This window comes from Streptomyces sp. NPDC042336, from assembly GCF_055581985.1.
Map to the genome: position 1 here is coordinate 181,727 of NZ_JBVJEA010000010.1, position 16,367 is coordinate 198,093.

The window sequence follows — 16,367 nt, forward strand, 5'->3', positions numbered from 1 at the left end:
CCTCCTCAGGGGTGAGCGGGCGTCCGGATACTGGACCGGATCCCTCTTGTGTCCCTGTTGTATCTATCCTGTCGGCATGACCACGGCAGTGAAGCAACCCCCCGCGGCGGACCGCGTCTACACCCACGTCAAGCAGGGCGTCCTGGAGCGCCGTTACGAGGGCGGGACGCTGCTCACCGAGGGCGAGCTGGCCGAGGCCGTGGGCGTCTCCCGCACCCCGGTGCGCGAGGCGCTGCTGCGGCTGGAGGTGGAGGGGCTGATCCGGCTCTACCCCAAGAAGGGCGCGCTGGTCCTGCCCGTCTCCGCGCAGGAGATCGCGGACGTGGTGGAGACCCGGCTGCTGGTCGAGGAGCACGCGGCCAGGAAGGCCGTACCCGCCCCGCCGGGGCTCGTCGAACGGCTGGAGGAGCTGCTCGCCCGGCAGCAGGAGCAGGCCGCCGCCGGTGACTTCACCGCCGCCTCCGTCACCGACCGCTGTTTCCACGCCGAGATCGTCCGCAGCGGCGGCAACGAGATCCTCTCCCGCCTCTACGACCAGCTCCGCGACCGCCAGTTGCGCATGGGCGTCGCGGTCATGCACTCCCACCCCGACCGGATCGCCAAGACCCTCGCCGAGCACGGGGAGCTCCTCGACGCGCTGCGCGCCGGGGACGCGGAGACGGCCGTCGCCGTGGTGGGCCGGCACGTGGGCTGGTTCTCGCACCTGGCCCGGGGGGAGGTCCGATGAGTACGGCCACCTCGGCCGGCCGTGCCCTGCCCGGCGACCCGCCGGGCGGCCGCCGTGCGATCGCCGTGTGGAGCATCGGCGTCTCCGTCTACTTCGTCGCCGTCATCTTCCGTACGTCCCTCGGGGTCGCCGGCCTCGACGCGGCCGACCGCTTCCACGTGAACGCCTCGGCCCTGTCCACCTTCTCCATCCTCCAGCTGCTGGTCTACGCCGGCATGCAGATACCCGTCGGCCTGCTGGTCGACCGGCTCGGCACCAAGAAGGTGCTGGGCATCGGCGTCGTGCTGTTCACGGCGGGGCAGCTGGGCTTCGCCTTCTCCCCGTCGTACGGCATGGCGCTGGCCTCGCGGGCGCTGCTGGGCTGCGGGGACGCGATGACGTTCATCAGCGTGCTGCGGCTGGGCACCCGCTGGTTCCCGGCCCGGCGCGGGCCGATGGTCGCCCAGCTGGCCGGCCTGGTCGGCATGGCGGGCAACCTGGTGTCCACCCTGGTCCTGGCCCGGCTGCTGCACGGCATCGGCTGGACGGCGGCGTTCGCGGGCAGCGCGCTGGCGGGCGCGGTCGTCTTCGTCCTGCTCCTCCTCTTCCTCAAGGACCACCCCGAGGGGCACGACCCGGAGCCGACGCAGCACCAGGGGGCCGCGTACGTGCGGCGGCAGATCGCGCTGTCCTGGCGGGAGCCGGGGACACGGCTCGGACTGTGGGTGCACTTCACCACCCAGTTCCCGGCGATGGTGTTCCTGCTGCTGTGGGGGATGCCGTTCCTGGTCGAGGCGCAGGGGCTGTCCCGGGCCACGGCCGGCACGCTGCTCACCCTCGTGGTCCTGTCCAACATGACGGTCGGTCTGGTCTACGGCCAGGTCATCGCCCGGCACCACGCGGCGCGGCTGCCGCTGGCGCTCGGCACGGTGGGCGCGACGGCGCTGCTCTGGGCGGCGACGCTGGCGTACCCGGCCGAGCACGCGCCGATGTGGCTGCTCGTGGTGCTGTGCACGGTGCTGGGTGCCTGCGGGCCGGCGTCGATGATCGGTTTCGACTTCGCGCGGCCGGCGAATCCGCCGGAGCGGCAGGGGACGGCGTCCGGGATCACGAACATGGGGGGCTTCGTGGCGTCGATGACCACGTTGTTCGCGGTGGGGGTGCTGTTGGACGCGACGGGGGACGACTACGGGGTGGCGTTCTCGTCCGTGTTCGTGCTCCAGGCGCTGGGGCTGACGCAGATTCTGCGGTTGCGCAAGCGGGCCGCGCTGCGGGAGCGGGAGCGGTTGGTGGCGAGCAGGGTCGAGAAGGTGCACGTGCCCGCGTAGGGCACCTGGCGGGGGGCGGGCCGGGCTGGGGGCTGCCGCCCCCAGGCCCCCGCTTCGGCCTGAACGGCCTCGTCCTCAAACGCCGGACAGGCTGGAATCACTCACCTGCGTCACTGGGTAACCGCGAAGTTCCGCAGGATCGCCGCCGTCAGGTCCGGGTCGCCCTCCGTCTTGATGCGGTCCGCCGCCGCCTCCGGGGTCACGCGGCCGCAGGCCAGGCGGAAGTACGTCTCCCAGTCGAGGGTGAGGGTGGCGGCGGGGCCGAGGGCCGGGGACGATTCGAGGGTGCCGCGGCCCTGGATGTCGACGCGGATGGTGCGCAGGAACTCGACCGGGCCGTGCACGTCGAAGACGACGGCCGAGCTGCGCGGCGCGTCCGCCCGCTCGGCGACGACGGCGGGCAGCTCGCCGAGCAGCACGTCCCGCGCGACGTGCGCGCCGGGGGAGTCGAGGTTGCCGGGGCGGCCGAGGGCCGTGCGCAGGTCCTGCTCGTGCGCCCACACGTCGAAGGCGTGCCGGCGCATCGCCTCCTCCAGGGTCAGCTGGGTGCCGAGCGGGCCGCGCACCTTCGTGCCCGGGTCACGCGACTCGTTCCGCAGCTGGCGGTTGCGCCGGATGATCATGTACTCCAGCTCGGACGTCATCTCCGGTGCCGTGTGGTGGCGGCGGACGTCGACCTGCATCTCCATGTAGCGCTGGTGGTCGTTGGTGACGTGGAAGAGGTCGCGCGGCAGGGTGTGGATGGGGCGCGGGTCGCCGAGCATCTCGGAGTCCAGGCCCAGGACGTGCGAGACGATGTCGCGCACCGACCAGCCCGGGCACGGGGTCCGGCGGTTCCACTCTGCCTCCACAAGCGGCTGGACCAGCTCGGATATCGCCTCGATGGAGTGAGTCCAGGCGTCGGCGTAGGGCTGGAGGGCGGGATGCAGACTCACGGAACGGGACCCCTCGGCGGTCGGTACACGGGCGGTTGGTGGCGGCGGTGCCAGTGGCGGTGGCGGCAGTCGGCGGGCGTCTTGGGACGCTAAGTTACGCTGCTGTGCGGCACCCCGGCAGTGCTTTCGTGTGACGATCGTAGGCCCGTGTGGACGGCTCGAATGCCAGGACGGTGGTAGTGTGCGCGCCTCTTTGATCCAAATCGCCGTGAACGAGGACGAAACCGTCGAAGCGCGTCGCCGGCGGGCGGCGGCTCTGGTGACGGAGCAGGCGGGCGCCGATCTCGTCGTGCTGCCGGAGCTGTGGACCACGGGCGCGTTCGCCTTCGAGGAGTTCGACGCGGCGGCAGAGCCACTGCGCGGACCGACGTACGAGGCGATGGCGAAGGCGGCGAGCGACGCGGGGGTGTGGCTGCACGCGGGGTCGGTCCCCGAGCGCGGCCCGGACGGACGGCTCTACAACACCTCCCTCGTCCTCTCCCCCTCCGGCGAGCCGGCCGCTTCCTACCGCAAGATCCACCGCTTCGGCTTCGACAAGGGCGAGGCCGTGCTGATGGGCGCGGGGCGGGAGCCGGTGACGGTCCGGCTGCCGGACACCACCCTCGGCCTGGCGACCTGCTACGACCTACGCTTCCCCGAACTCTTCCGCTCCCTCGTCGACGCCGGTGCCGAGATCCTCGTCGTCCCGGCCGGCTGGCCGGAGCGCCGCCGGTCCCACTGGACGCTCCTGGCACAGGCCCGGGCCGTGGAGAACCAGGCGTTCGTCCTCGCCTGTGGAACGGCCGGGACGCACGCGGGGGTTCCGCAGGCCGGTCACTCGATCGTGGTGGACCCCTGGGGCGAGGTGCTCGCGGAGGCGGGTGCGGACGAGGAGGTGCTCACGGTGGAGTTCGACCCGGAGCGGGTGGCGCGGACCCGGGAGCAGTTCCCGGCCCTGAAGGACCGGGTGCTGGGCTTGGAGCCGCCCCGCCGGTAGCCGCGGCGACGGCCTCGCGACGGCATCCCGACGACATCAGGACGACGCCGTGACGGTACGGCGGCGGGCACGGCGGCGCGGAGCGCTGTGGAAGGCCCGCGCCGCCTCCTACACTCCCGCGCATGGCATCAACCGGTACCCCTGACATCCGCCGCGTCCGGGTCCCGTCCGACGGCGCCCACTTCGCTTCGGCGTTCGCGCTCCCGCTGTCCGGACTGCCGCGCCGGACGGCCGAGGAGTGGGCCCGGGTCACCTTCGAGGACACTCCGGTGCTGCTGCGCACCCTGCTCCGGGCGGGCTGGTCGGGCGTCCTCGGGCTGCGCCTGGGACCGAGGGTCTCCGCGCGGCACGTGATCGGCTGGCGCACCGTGGAGAACGGGCCGGACCGGATCGCCGTGGAGGCCCGCGCCCCGTCGCTGACCGCCCGCAACGTCGTGACCGTCGACGACGCGCGGCTGGTCTGGGCGACGTATGTGAACTTCCGGCGCCGGACCGGCCGGGTGCGCTGGTCGCTGGCCGCGCCGGTGCACCACCTGGTCGTGCCGTTGCTGCTCGGCCGCGCCGTCCGCCGCGGGGCGTGAGGCGCGGCCGGGTCGCCGCCGGTCCGTCGCCGGCCGTCCCTCAGCCGTCCTCCCGCTCCTTCTCCGCCAGGTGGATCACACACACCGTCAGGGCGATCAGCAGCGCCGGGTCGGCGTCGTCCCGGACGACGTCCACGCCGTAGGTGTCCCGGAGGGTCAGCCAGCGCCGGGAGATGACGGCCAGCAGTTCGCCGTCGTACTCGATGGCGAACTCCCGGTCGAGGATCTTGCCGCTGACGTCCAGTTCGGTGCCGTCGGCCAGGGTGACCCGGTAGTGGTTGCGCAGCAGGGAGAGACGTTTCCGCTTGATGCGCGCCAAGGGCTCGCCGGCCCGTTCGATCACCATCGTGTCGCGCAGGGCGAACATCTTCTGGTGGATGTCGATGAGCACGCGCCCCTGGGCGTCCTTCAGCTCCCAGGTGTCCCGCAGCCGCATCGCCTTGCCGTCGACGAGGAACACCTTGTTGCCGCGGTCGTCCTCGATCCAGTAGTCGTCACCGATGCCGAGGAGCCGGTCGTACACGAGGAATCTCATGTTCTGACCGCTTCCCCGCCGGCCGTCCCGGGACGCGGCCGGTAGGCCGACAGGCTGAGTGCGCCGGGTGTGCGCGGACGGCTCAGGCGCCGTAGCCGTTGTGGTAGCCGTCCTGCGTGTGGTGGGGCCGGTCCTCGACGACCGGGGTCGACGGCGGCATCACGACGCGGCGGCGCCGGGCGATGCTGCTGAACGTGGCGACGCCGATCAGGCCGACGACCATGAAGATCACGCCGACCAGGTCGAGGTTGACGCCCTGCATGTCCCAGTCGGTCGCGAACGTGAGGATGGCTCCCACGGCGATGAGGATGATGCACCCGCCGAGGCCCATGAGTGTTGCCTCCCTGTCAGAGCCGGTCGGTTCCGGGTTTCCGGTCGATCCGGTTCCGTGCGGGTACCCCCGGCTTCAACCCTCATGCCGTGGGGCGGCGTTGTGCGGTCCGGTCTACGGCTGGAGGAACGCCACCAGCGCGTTGGCCAGCAGGTGCGGGTCGTCGGCGCCGCACAACTCCCGGGCGCTGTGCATCGACAGGATCGCCACGCCGATGTCGACGGTGCTGATGCCGTGCCGGGCCGCGGTGATCGGGCCGATGGTCGTGCCGCACGGCATGGAGTTGTTGGAGACGAAGGTCTGGAAGGGGATGTCCGCCTTCTCGCAGGCGGCGGCGAACACCGCGCGGCCCGAACCGTCGGTGGCGTAGCGGTTGTTGACGTTGACCTTGAGGAGGGGACCGCCGTTGATGCGCGGGTGGTGCGTCGGGTCGTGCCGTTCCGCGTAGTTGGGGTGGACGGCGTGGCCCGTGTCGGAGGACAGGCAGACGGTGCCGGCGAAGGCGCGCGCCCGGTCCTCGTAGGAGCCGCCGCGGGCGAACACCGAGCGTTCCAGCACGCCGCCGAGCAGCGGTCCGTCGGCGCCGGTGTCCGACTGGGAGCCGGTCTCCTCGTGGTCGAAGGCGGCGAGCACGGGGATGTACGGGAGGTCGCCGCCGGAGGTGGCGACCGCGGCCAGCGCGGCCGTCCCGGCGTGCACGGACAGCAGGTTGTCCATCCGCGGGCCCGCCACCAGCTCCCGGTCGCGGCCCAGGTACGCCGGGGGCTCCACGGAGTGGGTCATCAGGTCCCAGCCGGTGACCTCGCCGCGGGCGAGGCCCGCCTCCTCCTCCAGGAAGGCGATCAGGTCGCCGTCGCGCACGGTGTCGCCGAGGCCCCAGACGGGCTGGAGGTGGCGCTGCTTGTCGAGTTTGAGGCCCTCGGTGGAGACGTTGCGGTCCATGTGGATGGCGAGCTGCGGGACGCGCAGCAGCGGGCGGTCCACGTTCACCAGGCGGGTGGAGCCGTCGCGCAGCGAGAGGCGGCCGGCCAGGCCCAGGTCGCGGTCCAGCCAGGAGTTCATCAGCGGGCCGCCGTAGATCTCCACGGCGACCTGGCGCCAGCCGTGCGCCCCGGTGTCCGGGCGGGGCTTGACGCGCAGGTTGGGGGAGTCGGTGTGGGCGCCGACGATGCGGAAGGGGGTGTGGGCCGCGGCGCCCTCCGGGACGTACCAGGCGATGATCGCGCCGCCGCGCAGCACGTACTTGCCGCCGCTCGTGGCCTCCCAGGCGTCGGTCTCCGCGACCTGGCGGAAACCGGCCTTCTCCAGCCGTTCGGCGGCACTCGCCACGGCGTGGTACGGGGTCGGGCTCGCCGACAGGAAGGTCATCAGGTCGTCGGTGTGGCCGCGGTCGAAGCGGGAGGGTGCGCTCATGGGGTTCACCTTAACGACGTACGAGGGCCCGCTTCCCGTCCGGCGGGAGCGGGCCCTCGCGGGGCTGTGCGGAACGTGGGGCCGGTGCGGGGCCCTCCTAGAACGCGGCCTCGTCCAGCTCCATCAGGTCCAGCTCGACGCCCTGGGCGACCTTGCGGGCAAGGGTGAGGCCGGGCAGGACGTTCGCGGCGAAGAACTTCGCGGCGGCGATCTTGCCGGTGTAGAAGGCCTTGTCCTTGGCGGAGGCGGTCGGCAGCTTCTCGGCGGCGACGGCGGCGCCCTTGAGGAGCAGGTAGCCGACGATCACGTCGCCGGAGGCGAGCAGCAGGCGGGTGGTGTTGAGGCCCACCTTGTAGATGTTCTTGACGTCCTGCTCGGTGGCGGCGAGGTCGGTGAGCATCAGGCCGACGATGGCCTCCAGCTCGACGGCGGCCTTGGCCAGGTGCTCGCGGGCGCCGGACAGCTCCTCGCCGCCGGTGGCGAGCGCCAGGAACTTCTTGATGTCCTCGGCGAGCGAGTTCAGCGCGGCGCCCTGGTTGCGGACGATCTTCCGGAAGAAGTAGTCCTGGCCCTGGATCGCCGTGGTGCCCTCGTACAGGGTGTCGATCTTGGCGTCGCGGATGTACTGCTCGATCGGGTACTCCTGGAGGAAGCCGGAGCCGCCGAAGGTCTGGAGCGACTGGGCGAGCTGCTCGTAGGCCTTCTCCGAGCCGTAGCCCTTGACGATCGGCAGGAGCAGGTCGTTGAGGGCGTGCTCGGTCGAGGCGTCCTCGCCGTTCGCCTCCTTGATCTGGATCTCGTCCTGGACCGAGGCGGTGTACATGACGAGGGCGCGCATGCCCTCGGCGTACGCCTTCTGCGTCATCAGGGAGCGGCGCACGTCCGGGTGGTGCGTGATGGTGACCTTGGGGGCCGACTTGTCCATGAAGTTGGCCAGGTCGGGGCCCTGGACGCGCTCCTTGGCGTACTCCAGGGCGTTGAGGTAGCCCGTGGAGAGGGTGGAGATCGCCTTCGTGCCGACCATCATGCGGGCGAACTCGATGATCCGGAACATCTGGCGGATGCCGTCGTGCTTGTCGCCGATCAGCCAGCCCTTGGCGGGGTGGCGGTCGCCGAAGGTCATCTCGCAGGTGTTGGAGGCCTTCAGGCCCATCTTGTGCTCGACGTTGGTGGCGTAGACGCCGTTGCGCTCGCCCAGCTCACCGGTCTCGAAGTCGAACTCGTACTTCGGGACGAGGAACAGGGACAGGCCCTTGGTGCCGGGTCCGGCGCCCTCGGGGCGGGCGAGGACGTAGTGGAGGATGTTCTCCGACATGTCGTGCTCGCCGGACGTGATGAAGCGCTTCACGCCCTCGATGTGCCAGGAGCCGTCCTCCTGCTGCACGGCCTTGGTGCGGCCCGCGCCCACGTCCGAACCGGCGTCCGGCTCGGTGAGGACCATGGTGGAGCCCCACTGCTTCTCGACGGCGATCGAGGCGATGTGCTTCTGGACCTCGTTGCCCTCCTCGAAGAGGATGCCGGCGAACGCCGGGCCCGAGGAGTACATCCACACGGCCGGGTTCGCGCCGAGGATCAGCTCCGCGTAGGCCCAGATCAGGGAGCGCGGCGAGGTGGTGCCGCCGATCTCCTCGGGCAGGCCGAGCCGCCAGTACTCGGAGTCCATGAAGGCCTGGTAGCTCTTCTTGAAGGACGCCGGGACGGGCGCGGTGTTGGTCTCCGGGTCGAAGACCGGCGGGTTGCGGTCGGCGTCGGCGAAGGACTCGGCCAGCTCGTTCTCGGAGAGGCGGGTCAGCTCCTCCAGGACGCTCTTGGCGGTGTCCGTGTCCATCTCCGCGAACGGGCCGCTGCCGTAGACCTTGTCGCGGCCGAGCACCTCGAAGAGGTTGAACTCGATGTCCCGGAGATTCGGCTTGTAGTGCCCCATGGCGACGGCTCCGTTGAGAGATCGGCGAGGCACTCGCTCCTCGCATCCGTACACGTACCAACTAGTAGCTCCGATGATGCTACCCGTCGGTAATAAGAAGCAACCCCGAGCCGCCCATCTGTGACTCGTTACTCGTTACGCTGTGCGGCATGTACGGCTACGACCAGACCGCGGGCCAGCAGCAGCAGTACGCCCCGCCGCAGCAGCCGATGGGCGGCGGATACGGGCAGCAGCCGCCGCTGTACCCCGAGCCGTCCCCGCCCTCGCTCGCGGACGCGGTGCGCGCCTTCACCACCGGCCAGATGTCCGCCGAGGACTTCCAGCAGATCTTCGCGACCTCGAAGGTCTACTGCCCCCGCGGCGACAACCCCGGCTTCCTCGCGCTGCACAACACCCAGCAGCCGGTGATCCCCATGTTCACCGGCCTGAAGGAGCTGCGCCGCTACGCGGGCAAGGAGTCGAAGTACTTCGTGATCACCGGTGCGGAGGTGATCGACCTGCTGCCGACCGGCTACGGCTTCGTCCTGGACATGGAGGGCGAGCACCGGATGGTGTTCGACGCGAAAGCCGTCGAACAGATGGTCGATTTCGCCATGCGCCGCATGTACGGCTAGACGCCGCCGGACGGATGCTCGTGAGCCCGGAGGGAATGCCCTCCGGGCTCTCGTGGTTCCAGGTGGCAAGAAGTTCAATGCTCAACTAAAGTGGGCGTACGCCGCCCGAGGAGGTCGACATGCCCGCCGTGACCGTCGAGAACCCGTTGACGCTGCCCCGCGTATCCGCGCCCGCCGACGCCGTCGCACGTCCCGTGCTCACCGTCACGACCGCGCCCAGCGGTTTCGAGGGCGAGGGCTTCCCGGTGCGCCGCGCGTTCGCCGGGATCAACTACCGCCACCTCGACCCGTTCATCATGATGGACCAGATGGGTGAGGTGGAGTACGCGCCGGGCGAGCCCAAGGGCACCCCCTGGCACCCGCACCGCGGCTTCGAGACCGTCACCTACATCGTCGACGGGATCTTCGACCACCAGGACTCCAACGGTGGCGGCGGCACCATCACCAACGGAGACACCCAGTGGATGACGGCGGGCTCCGGCCTGCTGCACATCGAGGCGCCGCCGGAGCAGCTGGTGATGTCCGGCGGCCTCTTCCACGGGCTCCAGCTGTGGGTGAACCTGCCGGCCAAGGACAAGATGATGGCCCCCCGCTACCAGGACATCCGCAGCGGCAGCGTCCAGCTGCTCACCTCCCCCGACGGCGGCGCGCTGCTGCGCGTCATCGCCGGTGAGCTGGACGGGCACGACGGCCCCGGCATCACGCACACGCCGATCACCATGGTCCACGCGACGCTCGCACCGGGCGCCGAGGTCACCCTGCCCTGGCGGGAGGACTTCAACGGCCTGGCGTACGTCATGGCCGGGCGCGGGTCCGTGGGCGCCGAGCGGCGTCCGGTCCACCTCGGGCAGACCGCCGTCTTCGGCGCGGGTGGCTCGCTGACCGTCCGCGCGGACGAGAAGCAGGACTCGCACACCCCGGACCTGGAGGTCGTACTGCTCGGCGGCCGGCCGATCCGGGAGCCGATGGCCCACTACGGCCCGTTCGTGATGAACACCAAGGACGAGCTGATGCAGGCCTTCGAGGACTTCCAGAAGGGCCGCCTCGGCACCGTCCCGGCCGTGCACGGCATGTCGGGCGAGGGCCCCGGAGCCTGACAGCGCGTCACCCGGGCGGGCCGTCCGCACAGGACAGCCCGCCCGGTGCGTGATCGGGTGGAGGCGTGCAGCTGCTCCCCGGTCCGGTGCGCCGGTTCGCCGCCTGGTGCGCCGTCGTCCTGCTCGCCAGCGGTGTCGTCTACGTCGCGATCCGGCTCTGCGTCGAGTTCCGCACCGCGGTGACGCCGGCGCTGCTCGCGCTGCTCGGCACCGCCCTGCTCCGGCCGCTGCACGTGCGGCTGGTGAAGGCCCATGTGCAGCGCTCGCTGGCCGCCGGGCTGACCTGTGTGGCCGTGCTGGCCGTGGTCGGCGGGGCCGTGTACATCGTGGTCTCCGCGCTCGTGGAGACCGGCGACCAGATCGTCGCCTCGCTGCGGGACGCGGCCAGGGGTGTCGCCGACCACTTCGGCGCCGCCGGGACCTCGCTGGACGACGTGGCCTCCAACGCGCGCGAGCTGCTGGGCAAGTTCGGCGGTACTGCTGCCTCCGGTGTGGTGACCGGGATCAGCGTCGTCGGCGAGATGCTGGCCATGGCGGTGCTCGCCCTGCTGCTCGTCTTCTTCTTCCTGCGCGACTCCGACCGCGCCGTCACCACCGTGCGCGCCCTCGCCCCGTCCGGCGCCGCCGACACGGTCGAGGCCGTGGCCCGGCGGGCCTTCGGGGCCGTCGAGGGCTTCATGCGGGGCACGACCCTGATCGCCCTCATCGACGCGCTCTGCATCACCGTCGGGCTGCTCGTCCTGCGCGTCCCCGGCGCGGTCGGGCTCGGGGCGCTGGTCTTCGTCGGCGCCTACATCCCCTACCTCGGCGCGTTCATCTCCGGGGCCGTCGCCGTGCTGGTGGCGCTGGCCGACCGGGGGTTCGTCATCGCGCTGTGGGCCCTGGGCGTGGTGCTGGCCGTGCAGGTGCTGGAGGGACACGTGCTCCAGCCGATGATCCAGAGCCGGACGGTGCAGATGCACCCGGCCGTCGTGCTGCTGGCGCTCACCGCGGGGGCGTCGGTGGCGGGCATCCTGGGGATGCTCCTCGCCGTGCCGCTGACCGCGGCGGCGTTCGGGGTCGTGCACGAGTTGCAGGGACGCTACGGGGCTTCGAGCTCCAGGGCGTCCGGGCCGGCCGCGGGACCGGCGCCGTCCTCCGGGGCCGGGGACTCGTAGAGCTCGTACCAGATGCTCTTGCCCTCGCCGCGCGGGGCGACGCCCCAGGCGTCCGCGAGCAGTTCGACCAGCATCAGCCCGCGTCCGGAGGACGCCATCTCCCCCGGCCTGCGCTTGTGCGGGAGGTCGTCGCCGTTGTCGGTGACCTCCACCCGGATCCGCCGCTCGCCCGGCTCCCCGGCGACCTCGGCGACGAGCAGGGCGTCGGTGTCGGTGTGGACGAGGACGTTCGTCAGCATCTCGGAGAGCAGCAGGACCGCCGCGTCCCGCTGCTCCTCGACCGGCCAGTCGTGCAGCAGGTCGCGCAGGTGCTGCCGGGCGGTGGCGATCCGGGCGGGCTCGGACTGGGCGACCGACAGCATCGTGCGGCGCACCGGTGCGTGGGTCACGGTGCTCTCGCCGCAGCCGCAGCCCTCGCCCTGCCGGCACAGCAGGACCAGCGCGATGTCGTCCTCCCGGCGGTCGGACAGCGGGCCGACGGTGTGGTGCGAGGAGGGGCCGTGCACGGCCCCTACCAGCGCGTCGGCCAGTTCCTCCAGGCCCCCCGTGTGCTCCTCCAGGATCACGCGCAGCCGGTGCCAGCCGCTCTGGAGATCATGGCCGCCGGTCTCGACCAGGCCGTCCGTGCACAGCATCAGGGTGTCCCCGGGCTCCAGGGCGAGCCGCGTCGTCGGGTAGTCGGAGTCCGGGTCGATGCCCAGCGGCAGCCCGCCCGCCGTGGCGAGGATCAGCGCCGTCCCGTCGGCCATGCGCACCACCGGGTCCAGGTGCCCCGCGCGGGCGCTCTCCACGGTGCCGGTGGCAGGGTCCACCTCGGCGTAGTAGCAGGTCGCGAAGCGCAGGTCGCCCGGGTCGTGCTCGGAGGCGGCGAGGCCGTGGAAGAAGTGGGAGGCGCGGGCGAGCACCGCGTCGGGGCGGTGGCCCTCGGAGGCGTAGGCGCGCAGGGCGATGCGCAGCTGGCCCATCAGCCCGGCCGCGCGCACGTCGTGCCCCTGGACGTCGCCGATCACCAGGGCGAAGCGGCCCCCGGGCAGCGGGATCATGTCGTACCAGTCGCCGCCGACCTGGAGGCCGCCGCCGGTGGGGACGTAGCGGGCGGCGATGTCCATGCCGGGGATCTCCGGGCCGAGCATGGGCAGCAGCGAGCGTTGCAGCCCCTCGGTCAGCTCCCGCTGGTTCTCCGCGGCGCCCGCCCGGGACAGGGCCTGGGCCAGCATCCGAGCCACCGTGGTCAGCACGGAGCGCTCGTCCGGCGTGAAGGCGACCGGATAGGCGAAGGCGGCCATCCAGGCGCCCATCGTGCGGCCCGCCACGGTCAGCGGCAGATAGGCCCAGGAGCGGCGGCCGAAGCGCTCGGCGAGCGACCACGTCATGGGGTAGCGGGACCGGTACTGCTGCGGGGAGGAGAGGTAGACCGCGCGGCCGGTGCGGACCACCTCCGCCGCCGGGTAGGGGGTGTCCAGGGACATGTCCACGAACGGGTTGGCCTCGTTCGCCGGCTGCCCGTGGTGGCCGATGACGGTGAGGCGGTCGCCCGAGACCCCGAAGACCGCGAGGCCGTCCGGGGAGAAGCCCGGCATCGACAGCCCGGCCGCCACCCGCAGCACCTCCTCGGTGGACCGCGCCTCGGCCAGTGCCCGGCCCGCGTCCAGCAGGAAGGCCTCCCGCGAGCGGCGCCACTCGCCGGTGACCGCGCTGCGCCCGGCGGGCGTGCCCGGCCGCGGCTCGGCGACCTCCTGAAGGGTGCCGATCAGGTCGTACGCCTTGCGTTCGCGGTCGAAGGAGGGCTTGGAGCGGCTGCGTACGACCCGGACGACATGGCCGTACTCGTCCATGATCCGGATCCGGACCTCGGCAAGGGTGCCCTCGGCGACGGCGAGCTGGACCACGCCGGTGATCTCGTTCCAGTCCACCGGATGCAGCCGGGCCCTCACCTGCGCCTCCCTGAGGCAGGCCCGTTCCGCGGGCAGCCCGAGCAGGCGGGCGGCCTCCGCGTCCACCTGGACCTCACCCGTGGCGGTGTCCCAGTGCCACAGTCCGGTCGCGAGGGAGGCGAGGACGTCCCCCACCTCGGGCAGGGGCTCACCAGTGCGCATTGCCCCACTTTAAGAAGAGGTCGTCGGACGCTGCCACCGCTCGCCGGGGCGCCGGAGCGGGCCGGAAGCATACCGACGGCGGGCTCGTGGCGGGCCCGTGGGGCGTCAATGGGGAGGAGGGCAGCCCCGGCTGCCCGGTACGCTGGGGTTGTTTCACGTGAAACGCGAAACAACTTCCCCGATCCGCGAAGGCTGGATGAACGACGATGCATCGGTACAGGTCCCACACCTGCGGCGAGCTCCGCTCCTCTGACGTCGGCACCGACGTCCGGCTGAGTGGCTGGCTGCACAATCGGCGCGACCTGGGCGGCATCCTCTTCATCGATCTGCGCGATCACTACGGCATCACGCAGCTCGTCGCCCGTCCGGGCACCGAGGCGTACGAGGCGCTGGACAAGCTGACCAAGGAATCGACCGTTCGGGTCGACGGCCGGGTCGTCTCCCGCGGCGCCGAGAACATCAACCCCGACCTGCCCACCGGCGAGGTCGAGGTCGAGGTGGGCGAGGTGGAGCTGCTCGGCGCCGCCCAGCCGCTGCCCTTCACCATCAACACCGAGGACGGGGTCAACGAGGAGCGGCGCCTGGAGTACCGCTTCCTGGACCTGCGCCGCGAGCGCATGCACCGCAACATCATGCTGCGCACGTCGGTCATCTCCGCGATCCGCAGCAAGATGGTCGCCCTCGGCTTCAACGAGATGGCGACGCCCATCCTCACCGCCACCTCCCCCGAGGGCGCGCGGGACTTCGTGGTCCCCTCCCGCCTGCACGCGGGCCGCTTCTACGCGCTGCCCCAGGCGCCGCAGCAGTTCAAGCAGCTGCTGATGATCTCGGGCTTCGACCGGTACTTCCAGATCGCGCCCTGCTTCCGTGACGAGGACGCCCGCGCCGACCGCTCGCCGGGCGAGTTCTACCAGCTCGACGTCGAGATGAGCTTCGTCGAGCAGGAGGACGTCTTCCGCCCGATCGAGCAGCTCATGACGGAGCTGTTCGAGGAGTTCGGCAACGGCCGCCACGTGACCTCGCCGTTCCCGCGGATCCCGTTCCGCGAGGCGATGCTGAAGTACGGCTCCGACAAGCCCGACCTGCGCGCCCAGCTGGAGCTGGTCGACATCACCGACGTCTTCGAGGGCTCGGAGTTCAAGGCCTTCGCCGGCAAGCACGTGCGCGCGCTGCCCGTCCCGGACGTCTCGGCGCAGCCCCGCAAGTTCTTCGACCAGCTCGGCGACTACGCCGTCTCGCAGGGCGCCAAGGGCCTGGCCTGGGTCCGCGTCGGCGAGGACGGCAAGCTGTCCGGCCCGATCGCGAAGTTCCTCACCGAGGAGAACGTCGCGGAGCTGACCAAGCGGCTCTCGCTGGCCCCCGGCCACGCGGTGTTCTTCGGCGCGGGCGAGTTCGACGAGGTCTCGAAGATCATGGGCGCGGTGCGGGTCGAGGCCGCCCGCCGCGCCGGGCACTTCGAGGAGAACGTCTTCCGGTTCTGCTGGATCGTGGACTTCCCGATGTACGAGAAGGACGAGGAGACGGGGAAGATCGACTTCTCCCACAACCCCTTCTCGATGCCGCAGGGCGGCATGGACGCCCTGGAGAACCAGGACCCGCTGGACATCCTGGCCTGGCAGTACGACATCGTCTGCAACGGCGTCGAGCTGTCCTCCGGCGCCATCCGGAACCACGAGCCGGAGATCATGCTCAAGGCCTTCGAGATCGCGGGCTACGACGCGGAGACGGTCGAGCGCGAGTTCGCCGGCATGCTGCGCGCCCTCCGCTTCGGCGCCCCGCCGCACGGCGGCATCGCCCCCGGCGTCGACCGCATCGTCATGCTGCTGGCCGACGAGCCCAACATCCGCGAGACCATCGCCTTCCCGCTCAACGGCAACGCCCAGGACCTGATGATGGGCGCCCCGACCGAGCTGGACGAGACCCGGCTGAGGGAGCTGCACCTGACGGTGCGCAAGCCGCAGCCGAAGTAGTCCGCCGACGGCACGCACAGGGGCCCGGCACCGGATCGCTCTCCGGTGCCGGGCCCTTCGCCGTCTTCACCCCTGGTCCTGGCCTTCCTCCTGGTAGAGCGGCAGGTTCTGGGTCGAGATGGTCCAGTCGGCGATGGTGACGTCCTCGCCGTAGACGAAGTCCTTGCGGGTGGCGTAGCGGGGGCCGTCGGGGGTGATGTGGATGTTGGTGAGGACGGCGCCCTCGCCCGTGCGCGGGTCGAAGATCGCGTAGACGGGGACGCCCATGAGGGGGTAGTCGCGCGTCTTGGTCACCCAGTCGTTGTCCGGGTTGGAGCGGAAGACGATCTCGACGGCGGCGATGAGCGTTCGAGGGTCGAAGGCTCCTTCTCCCTCCATGTCCGCCTCGGCGATCACCATGATGTCGGGGCGGCGCATGATGCCTTCCGGCACCATCTCGACATCCGGCTCGCCCGTGTGCGCCACGATCTCCTCGGGCATGACCCTTTCCAGGCGTTTCCGGAGCCGGAGCGCGGTGAGTTCGTGCGGCCGCACTGGCCACATCATGTCGAGGACGATTCCCTCTTTGGTGATCTCGAACTTGCCGGGGAGGGTGCCGTCCGTGGACTCCACGAAGTCGCGCATGGCCCGGTAGAGGTGGGAAGCGCCCTGCTGCGTGTTGTCGGGTGCGATGGTCATGGCGCTCGCTCCTCGTCGTGTGTGCC

15 protein-coding genes are annotated in these 16,367 nt (G+C 71.3%); 8 read left to right on the forward strand and 7 right to left on the reverse strand.

Features of this window, described 5'->3' with window-relative positions; genetic code table 11:
• Window positions 1-76 precede the first annotated feature (76 nt).
• Both ACZ6IM_RS22575 and ACZ6IM_RS22580 read left to right on the forward strand, forming a co-directional pair.
• Window positions 77-727, forward strand: coding sequence for a GntR family transcriptional regulator (locus tag ACZ6IM_RS22575; RefSeq protein ID WP_052836637.1), 651 nt, complete (start codon window positions 77-79; stop codon window positions 725-727).
• Entirely contained in the window at window positions 724-2,034 is a 1,311-nt protein-coding gene (locus tag ACZ6IM_RS22580; RefSeq protein ID WP_469558499.1) for an MFS transporter, read from the forward strand. The genes ACZ6IM_RS22575 and ACZ6IM_RS22580 overlap by 4 nt, the downstream gene beginning before the upstream one ends.
• A 110-nt stretch (window positions 2,035-2,144) precedes the next feature.
• On the opposite strand, the gene ACZ6IM_RS22585 is transcribed toward ACZ6IM_RS22580, so the two are convergent.
• On the reverse strand, window positions 2,145-2,969 hold the full coding sequence (locus ACZ6IM_RS22585) for a maleylpyruvate isomerase family mycothiol-dependent enzyme (protein ID WP_469558501.1): 825 nt from the start codon (window positions 2,967-2,969) through the stop codon (window positions 2,145-2,147).
• 181 nt (window positions 2,970-3,150) lie between these two features.
• On the opposite strand from ACZ6IM_RS22585, the gene ACZ6IM_RS22590 reads away from it, so the two are divergent.
• Both ACZ6IM_RS22590 and ACZ6IM_RS22595 read left to right on the forward strand, forming a co-directional pair.
• Window positions 3,151-3,945: a carbon-nitrogen family hydrolase gene (locus ACZ6IM_RS22590; protein ID WP_469558504.1), complete on the forward strand. Its 795-nt coding sequence runs from the start codon at window positions 3,151-3,153 to the stop codon at window positions 3,943-3,945.
• 122 nt (window positions 3,946-4,067) lie between these two features.
• Window positions 4,068-4,526, forward strand: coding sequence for a DUF2867 domain-containing protein (locus ACZ6IM_RS22595; RefSeq protein WP_052836630.1), 459 nt, complete (start codon window positions 4,068-4,070; stop codon window positions 4,524-4,526).
• 40 nt (window positions 4,527-4,566) lie between these two features.
• Here the strand turns inward: ACZ6IM_RS22595 and ACZ6IM_RS22600 are convergent, their stop codons facing one another.
• The 4 genes from ACZ6IM_RS22600 to ACZ6IM_RS22615 form a co-directional block, all read right to left on the reverse strand.
• Entirely contained in the window at window positions 4,567-5,061 is a 495-nt protein-coding gene (locus ACZ6IM_RS22600; protein ID WP_469558508.1) for an LURP-one-related/scramblase family protein, read from the reverse strand.
• Window positions 5,062-5,143: 82 nt separating this feature from the next.
• Window positions 5,144-5,392 carry a DUF6458 family protein gene (locus ACZ6IM_RS22605; protein WP_052836626.1) on the reverse strand — a complete coding sequence of 83 codons (249 nt, stop codon included), beginning with the start codon at window positions 5,390-5,392 and terminating at the stop codon, window positions 5,144-5,146.
• Between the two features lie 114 nt (window positions 5,393-5,506).
• On the reverse strand, window positions 5,507-6,805 hold the full coding sequence (locus tag ACZ6IM_RS22610) for a M18 family aminopeptidase (RefSeq protein ID WP_469558511.1): 1,299 nt from the start codon (window positions 6,803-6,805) through the stop codon (window positions 5,507-5,509).
• Window positions 6,806-6,902: 97 nt separating this feature from the next.
• Window positions 6,903-8,729 carry an acyl-CoA dehydrogenase gene (locus ACZ6IM_RS22615; RefSeq protein WP_052836623.1) on the reverse strand — a complete coding sequence of 609 codons (1,827 nt, stop codon included), beginning with the start codon at window positions 8,727-8,729 and terminating at the stop codon, window positions 6,903-6,905.
• A 149-nt stretch (window positions 8,730-8,878) separates the two neighbouring features.
• Here ACZ6IM_RS22615 and ACZ6IM_RS22620 point away from each other — a divergent pair, with 149 nt between their 5' ends.
• The 3 genes from ACZ6IM_RS22620 (at window position 8,879) to ACZ6IM_RS22630 (ending at window position 11,597) form a co-directional block, all read left to right on the forward strand.
• A complete protein-coding gene (locus ACZ6IM_RS22620; protein ID WP_052836622.1) occupies window positions 8,879-9,343 on the forward strand; it encodes an SseB family protein in 465 nt (154 codons plus the stop codon).
• Window positions 9,344-9,462: 119 nt separating this feature from the next.
• Window positions 9,463-10,440: a pirin family protein gene (locus tag ACZ6IM_RS22625; RefSeq protein ID WP_052836621.1), complete on the forward strand. Its 978-nt coding sequence runs from the start codon at window positions 9,463-9,465 to the stop codon at window positions 10,438-10,440.
• 65 nt (window positions 10,441-10,505) lie between these two features.
• Complete coding sequence (locus ACZ6IM_RS22630) at window positions 10,506-11,597, forward strand: AI-2E family transporter (protein WP_052836620.1); 1,092 nt, start codon at window positions 10,506-10,508, stop codon at window positions 11,595-11,597.
• On the opposite strand, the gene ACZ6IM_RS22635 is transcribed toward ACZ6IM_RS22630, so the two are convergent.
• Window positions 11,522-13,693: a SpoIIE family protein phosphatase gene (locus ACZ6IM_RS22635; protein WP_469558516.1), complete on the reverse strand. Its 2,172-nt coding sequence runs from the start codon at window positions 13,691-13,693 to the stop codon at window positions 11,522-11,524. The genes ACZ6IM_RS22630 and ACZ6IM_RS22635 overlap by 76 nt on opposite strands.
• A 206-nt stretch (window positions 13,694-13,899) precedes the next feature.
• Between ACZ6IM_RS22635 and aspS the strand changes: the two genes are divergently transcribed.
• A complete protein-coding gene (gene aspS / locus ACZ6IM_RS22640) occupies window positions 13,900-15,663 on the forward strand; it encodes an aspartate--tRNA ligase (RefSeq protein ID WP_469558519.1) in 1,764 nt (587 codons plus the stop codon).
• 66 nt (window positions 15,664-15,729) lie between these two features.
• Here the strand turns inward: aspS and ACZ6IM_RS22645 are convergent, their stop codons facing one another.
• The gene (locus ACZ6IM_RS22645; RefSeq protein WP_469558521.1) at window positions 15,730-16,341 is read right to left on the reverse strand and encodes a Uma2 family endonuclease; all 612 of its coding nucleotides are present in this window, start codon (window positions 16,339-16,341) and stop codon (window positions 15,730-15,732) included.
• Window positions 16,342-16,367: the final 26 nt, after the last annotated feature.

What these genes read in the sequence shown, in the direction of transcription:
- ACZ6IM_RS22575 (WP_052836637.1), top strand. Translation starts at nt 77, where the DNA reads ATGACCACGGCAGTGAAGCAACCCCCCGCGGCGGACCGCGTCTACACC.
- ACZ6IM_RS22580 (WP_469558499.1), top strand. Translation starts at nt 724, where the DNA reads ATGAGTACGGCCACCTCGGCCGGCCGTGCCCTGCCCGGCGACCCGCCG.
- ACZ6IM_RS22595 (WP_052836630.1), top strand. Translation starts at nt 4,068, where the DNA reads ATGGCATCAACCGGTACCCCTGACATCCGCCGCGTCCGGGTCCCGTCC.
- ACZ6IM_RS22600 (WP_469558508.1), bottom strand. Translation starts at nt 5,061, where the DNA reads ATGAGATTCCTCGTGTACGACCGGCTCCTCGGCATCGGTGACGACTAC.
- ACZ6IM_RS22605 (WP_052836626.1), bottom strand. Translation starts at nt 5,392, where the DNA reads ATGGGCCTCGGCGGGTGCATCATCCTCATCGCCGTGGGAGCCATCCTC.
- ACZ6IM_RS22610 (WP_469558511.1), bottom strand. Translation starts at nt 6,805, where the DNA reads ATGAGCGCACCCTCCCGCTTCGACCGCGGCCACACCGACGACCTGATG.
- ACZ6IM_RS22615 (WP_052836623.1), bottom strand. Translation starts at nt 8,729, where the DNA reads ATGGGGCACTACAAGCCGAATCTCCGGGACATCGAGTTCAACCTCTTC.
- ACZ6IM_RS22620 (WP_052836622.1), top strand. Translation starts at nt 8,879, where the DNA reads ATGTACGGCTACGACCAGACCGCGGGCCAGCAGCAGCAGTACGCCCCG.
- ACZ6IM_RS22625 (WP_052836621.1), top strand. Translation starts at nt 9,463, where the DNA reads ATGCCCGCCGTGACCGTCGAGAACCCGTTGACGCTGCCCCGCGTATCC.
- ACZ6IM_RS22635 (WP_469558516.1), bottom strand. Translation starts at nt 13,693, where the DNA reads ATGCGCACTGGTGAGCCCCTGCCCGAGGTGGGGGACGTCCTCGCCTCC.
- aspS (WP_469558519.1), top strand. Translation starts at nt 13,900, where the DNA reads ATGCATCGGTACAGGTCCCACACCTGCGGCGAGCTCCGCTCCTCTGAC.
- ACZ6IM_RS22645 (WP_469558521.1), bottom strand. Translation starts at nt 16,341, where the DNA reads ATGACCATCGCACCCGACAACACGCAGCAGGGCGCTTCCCACCTCTAC.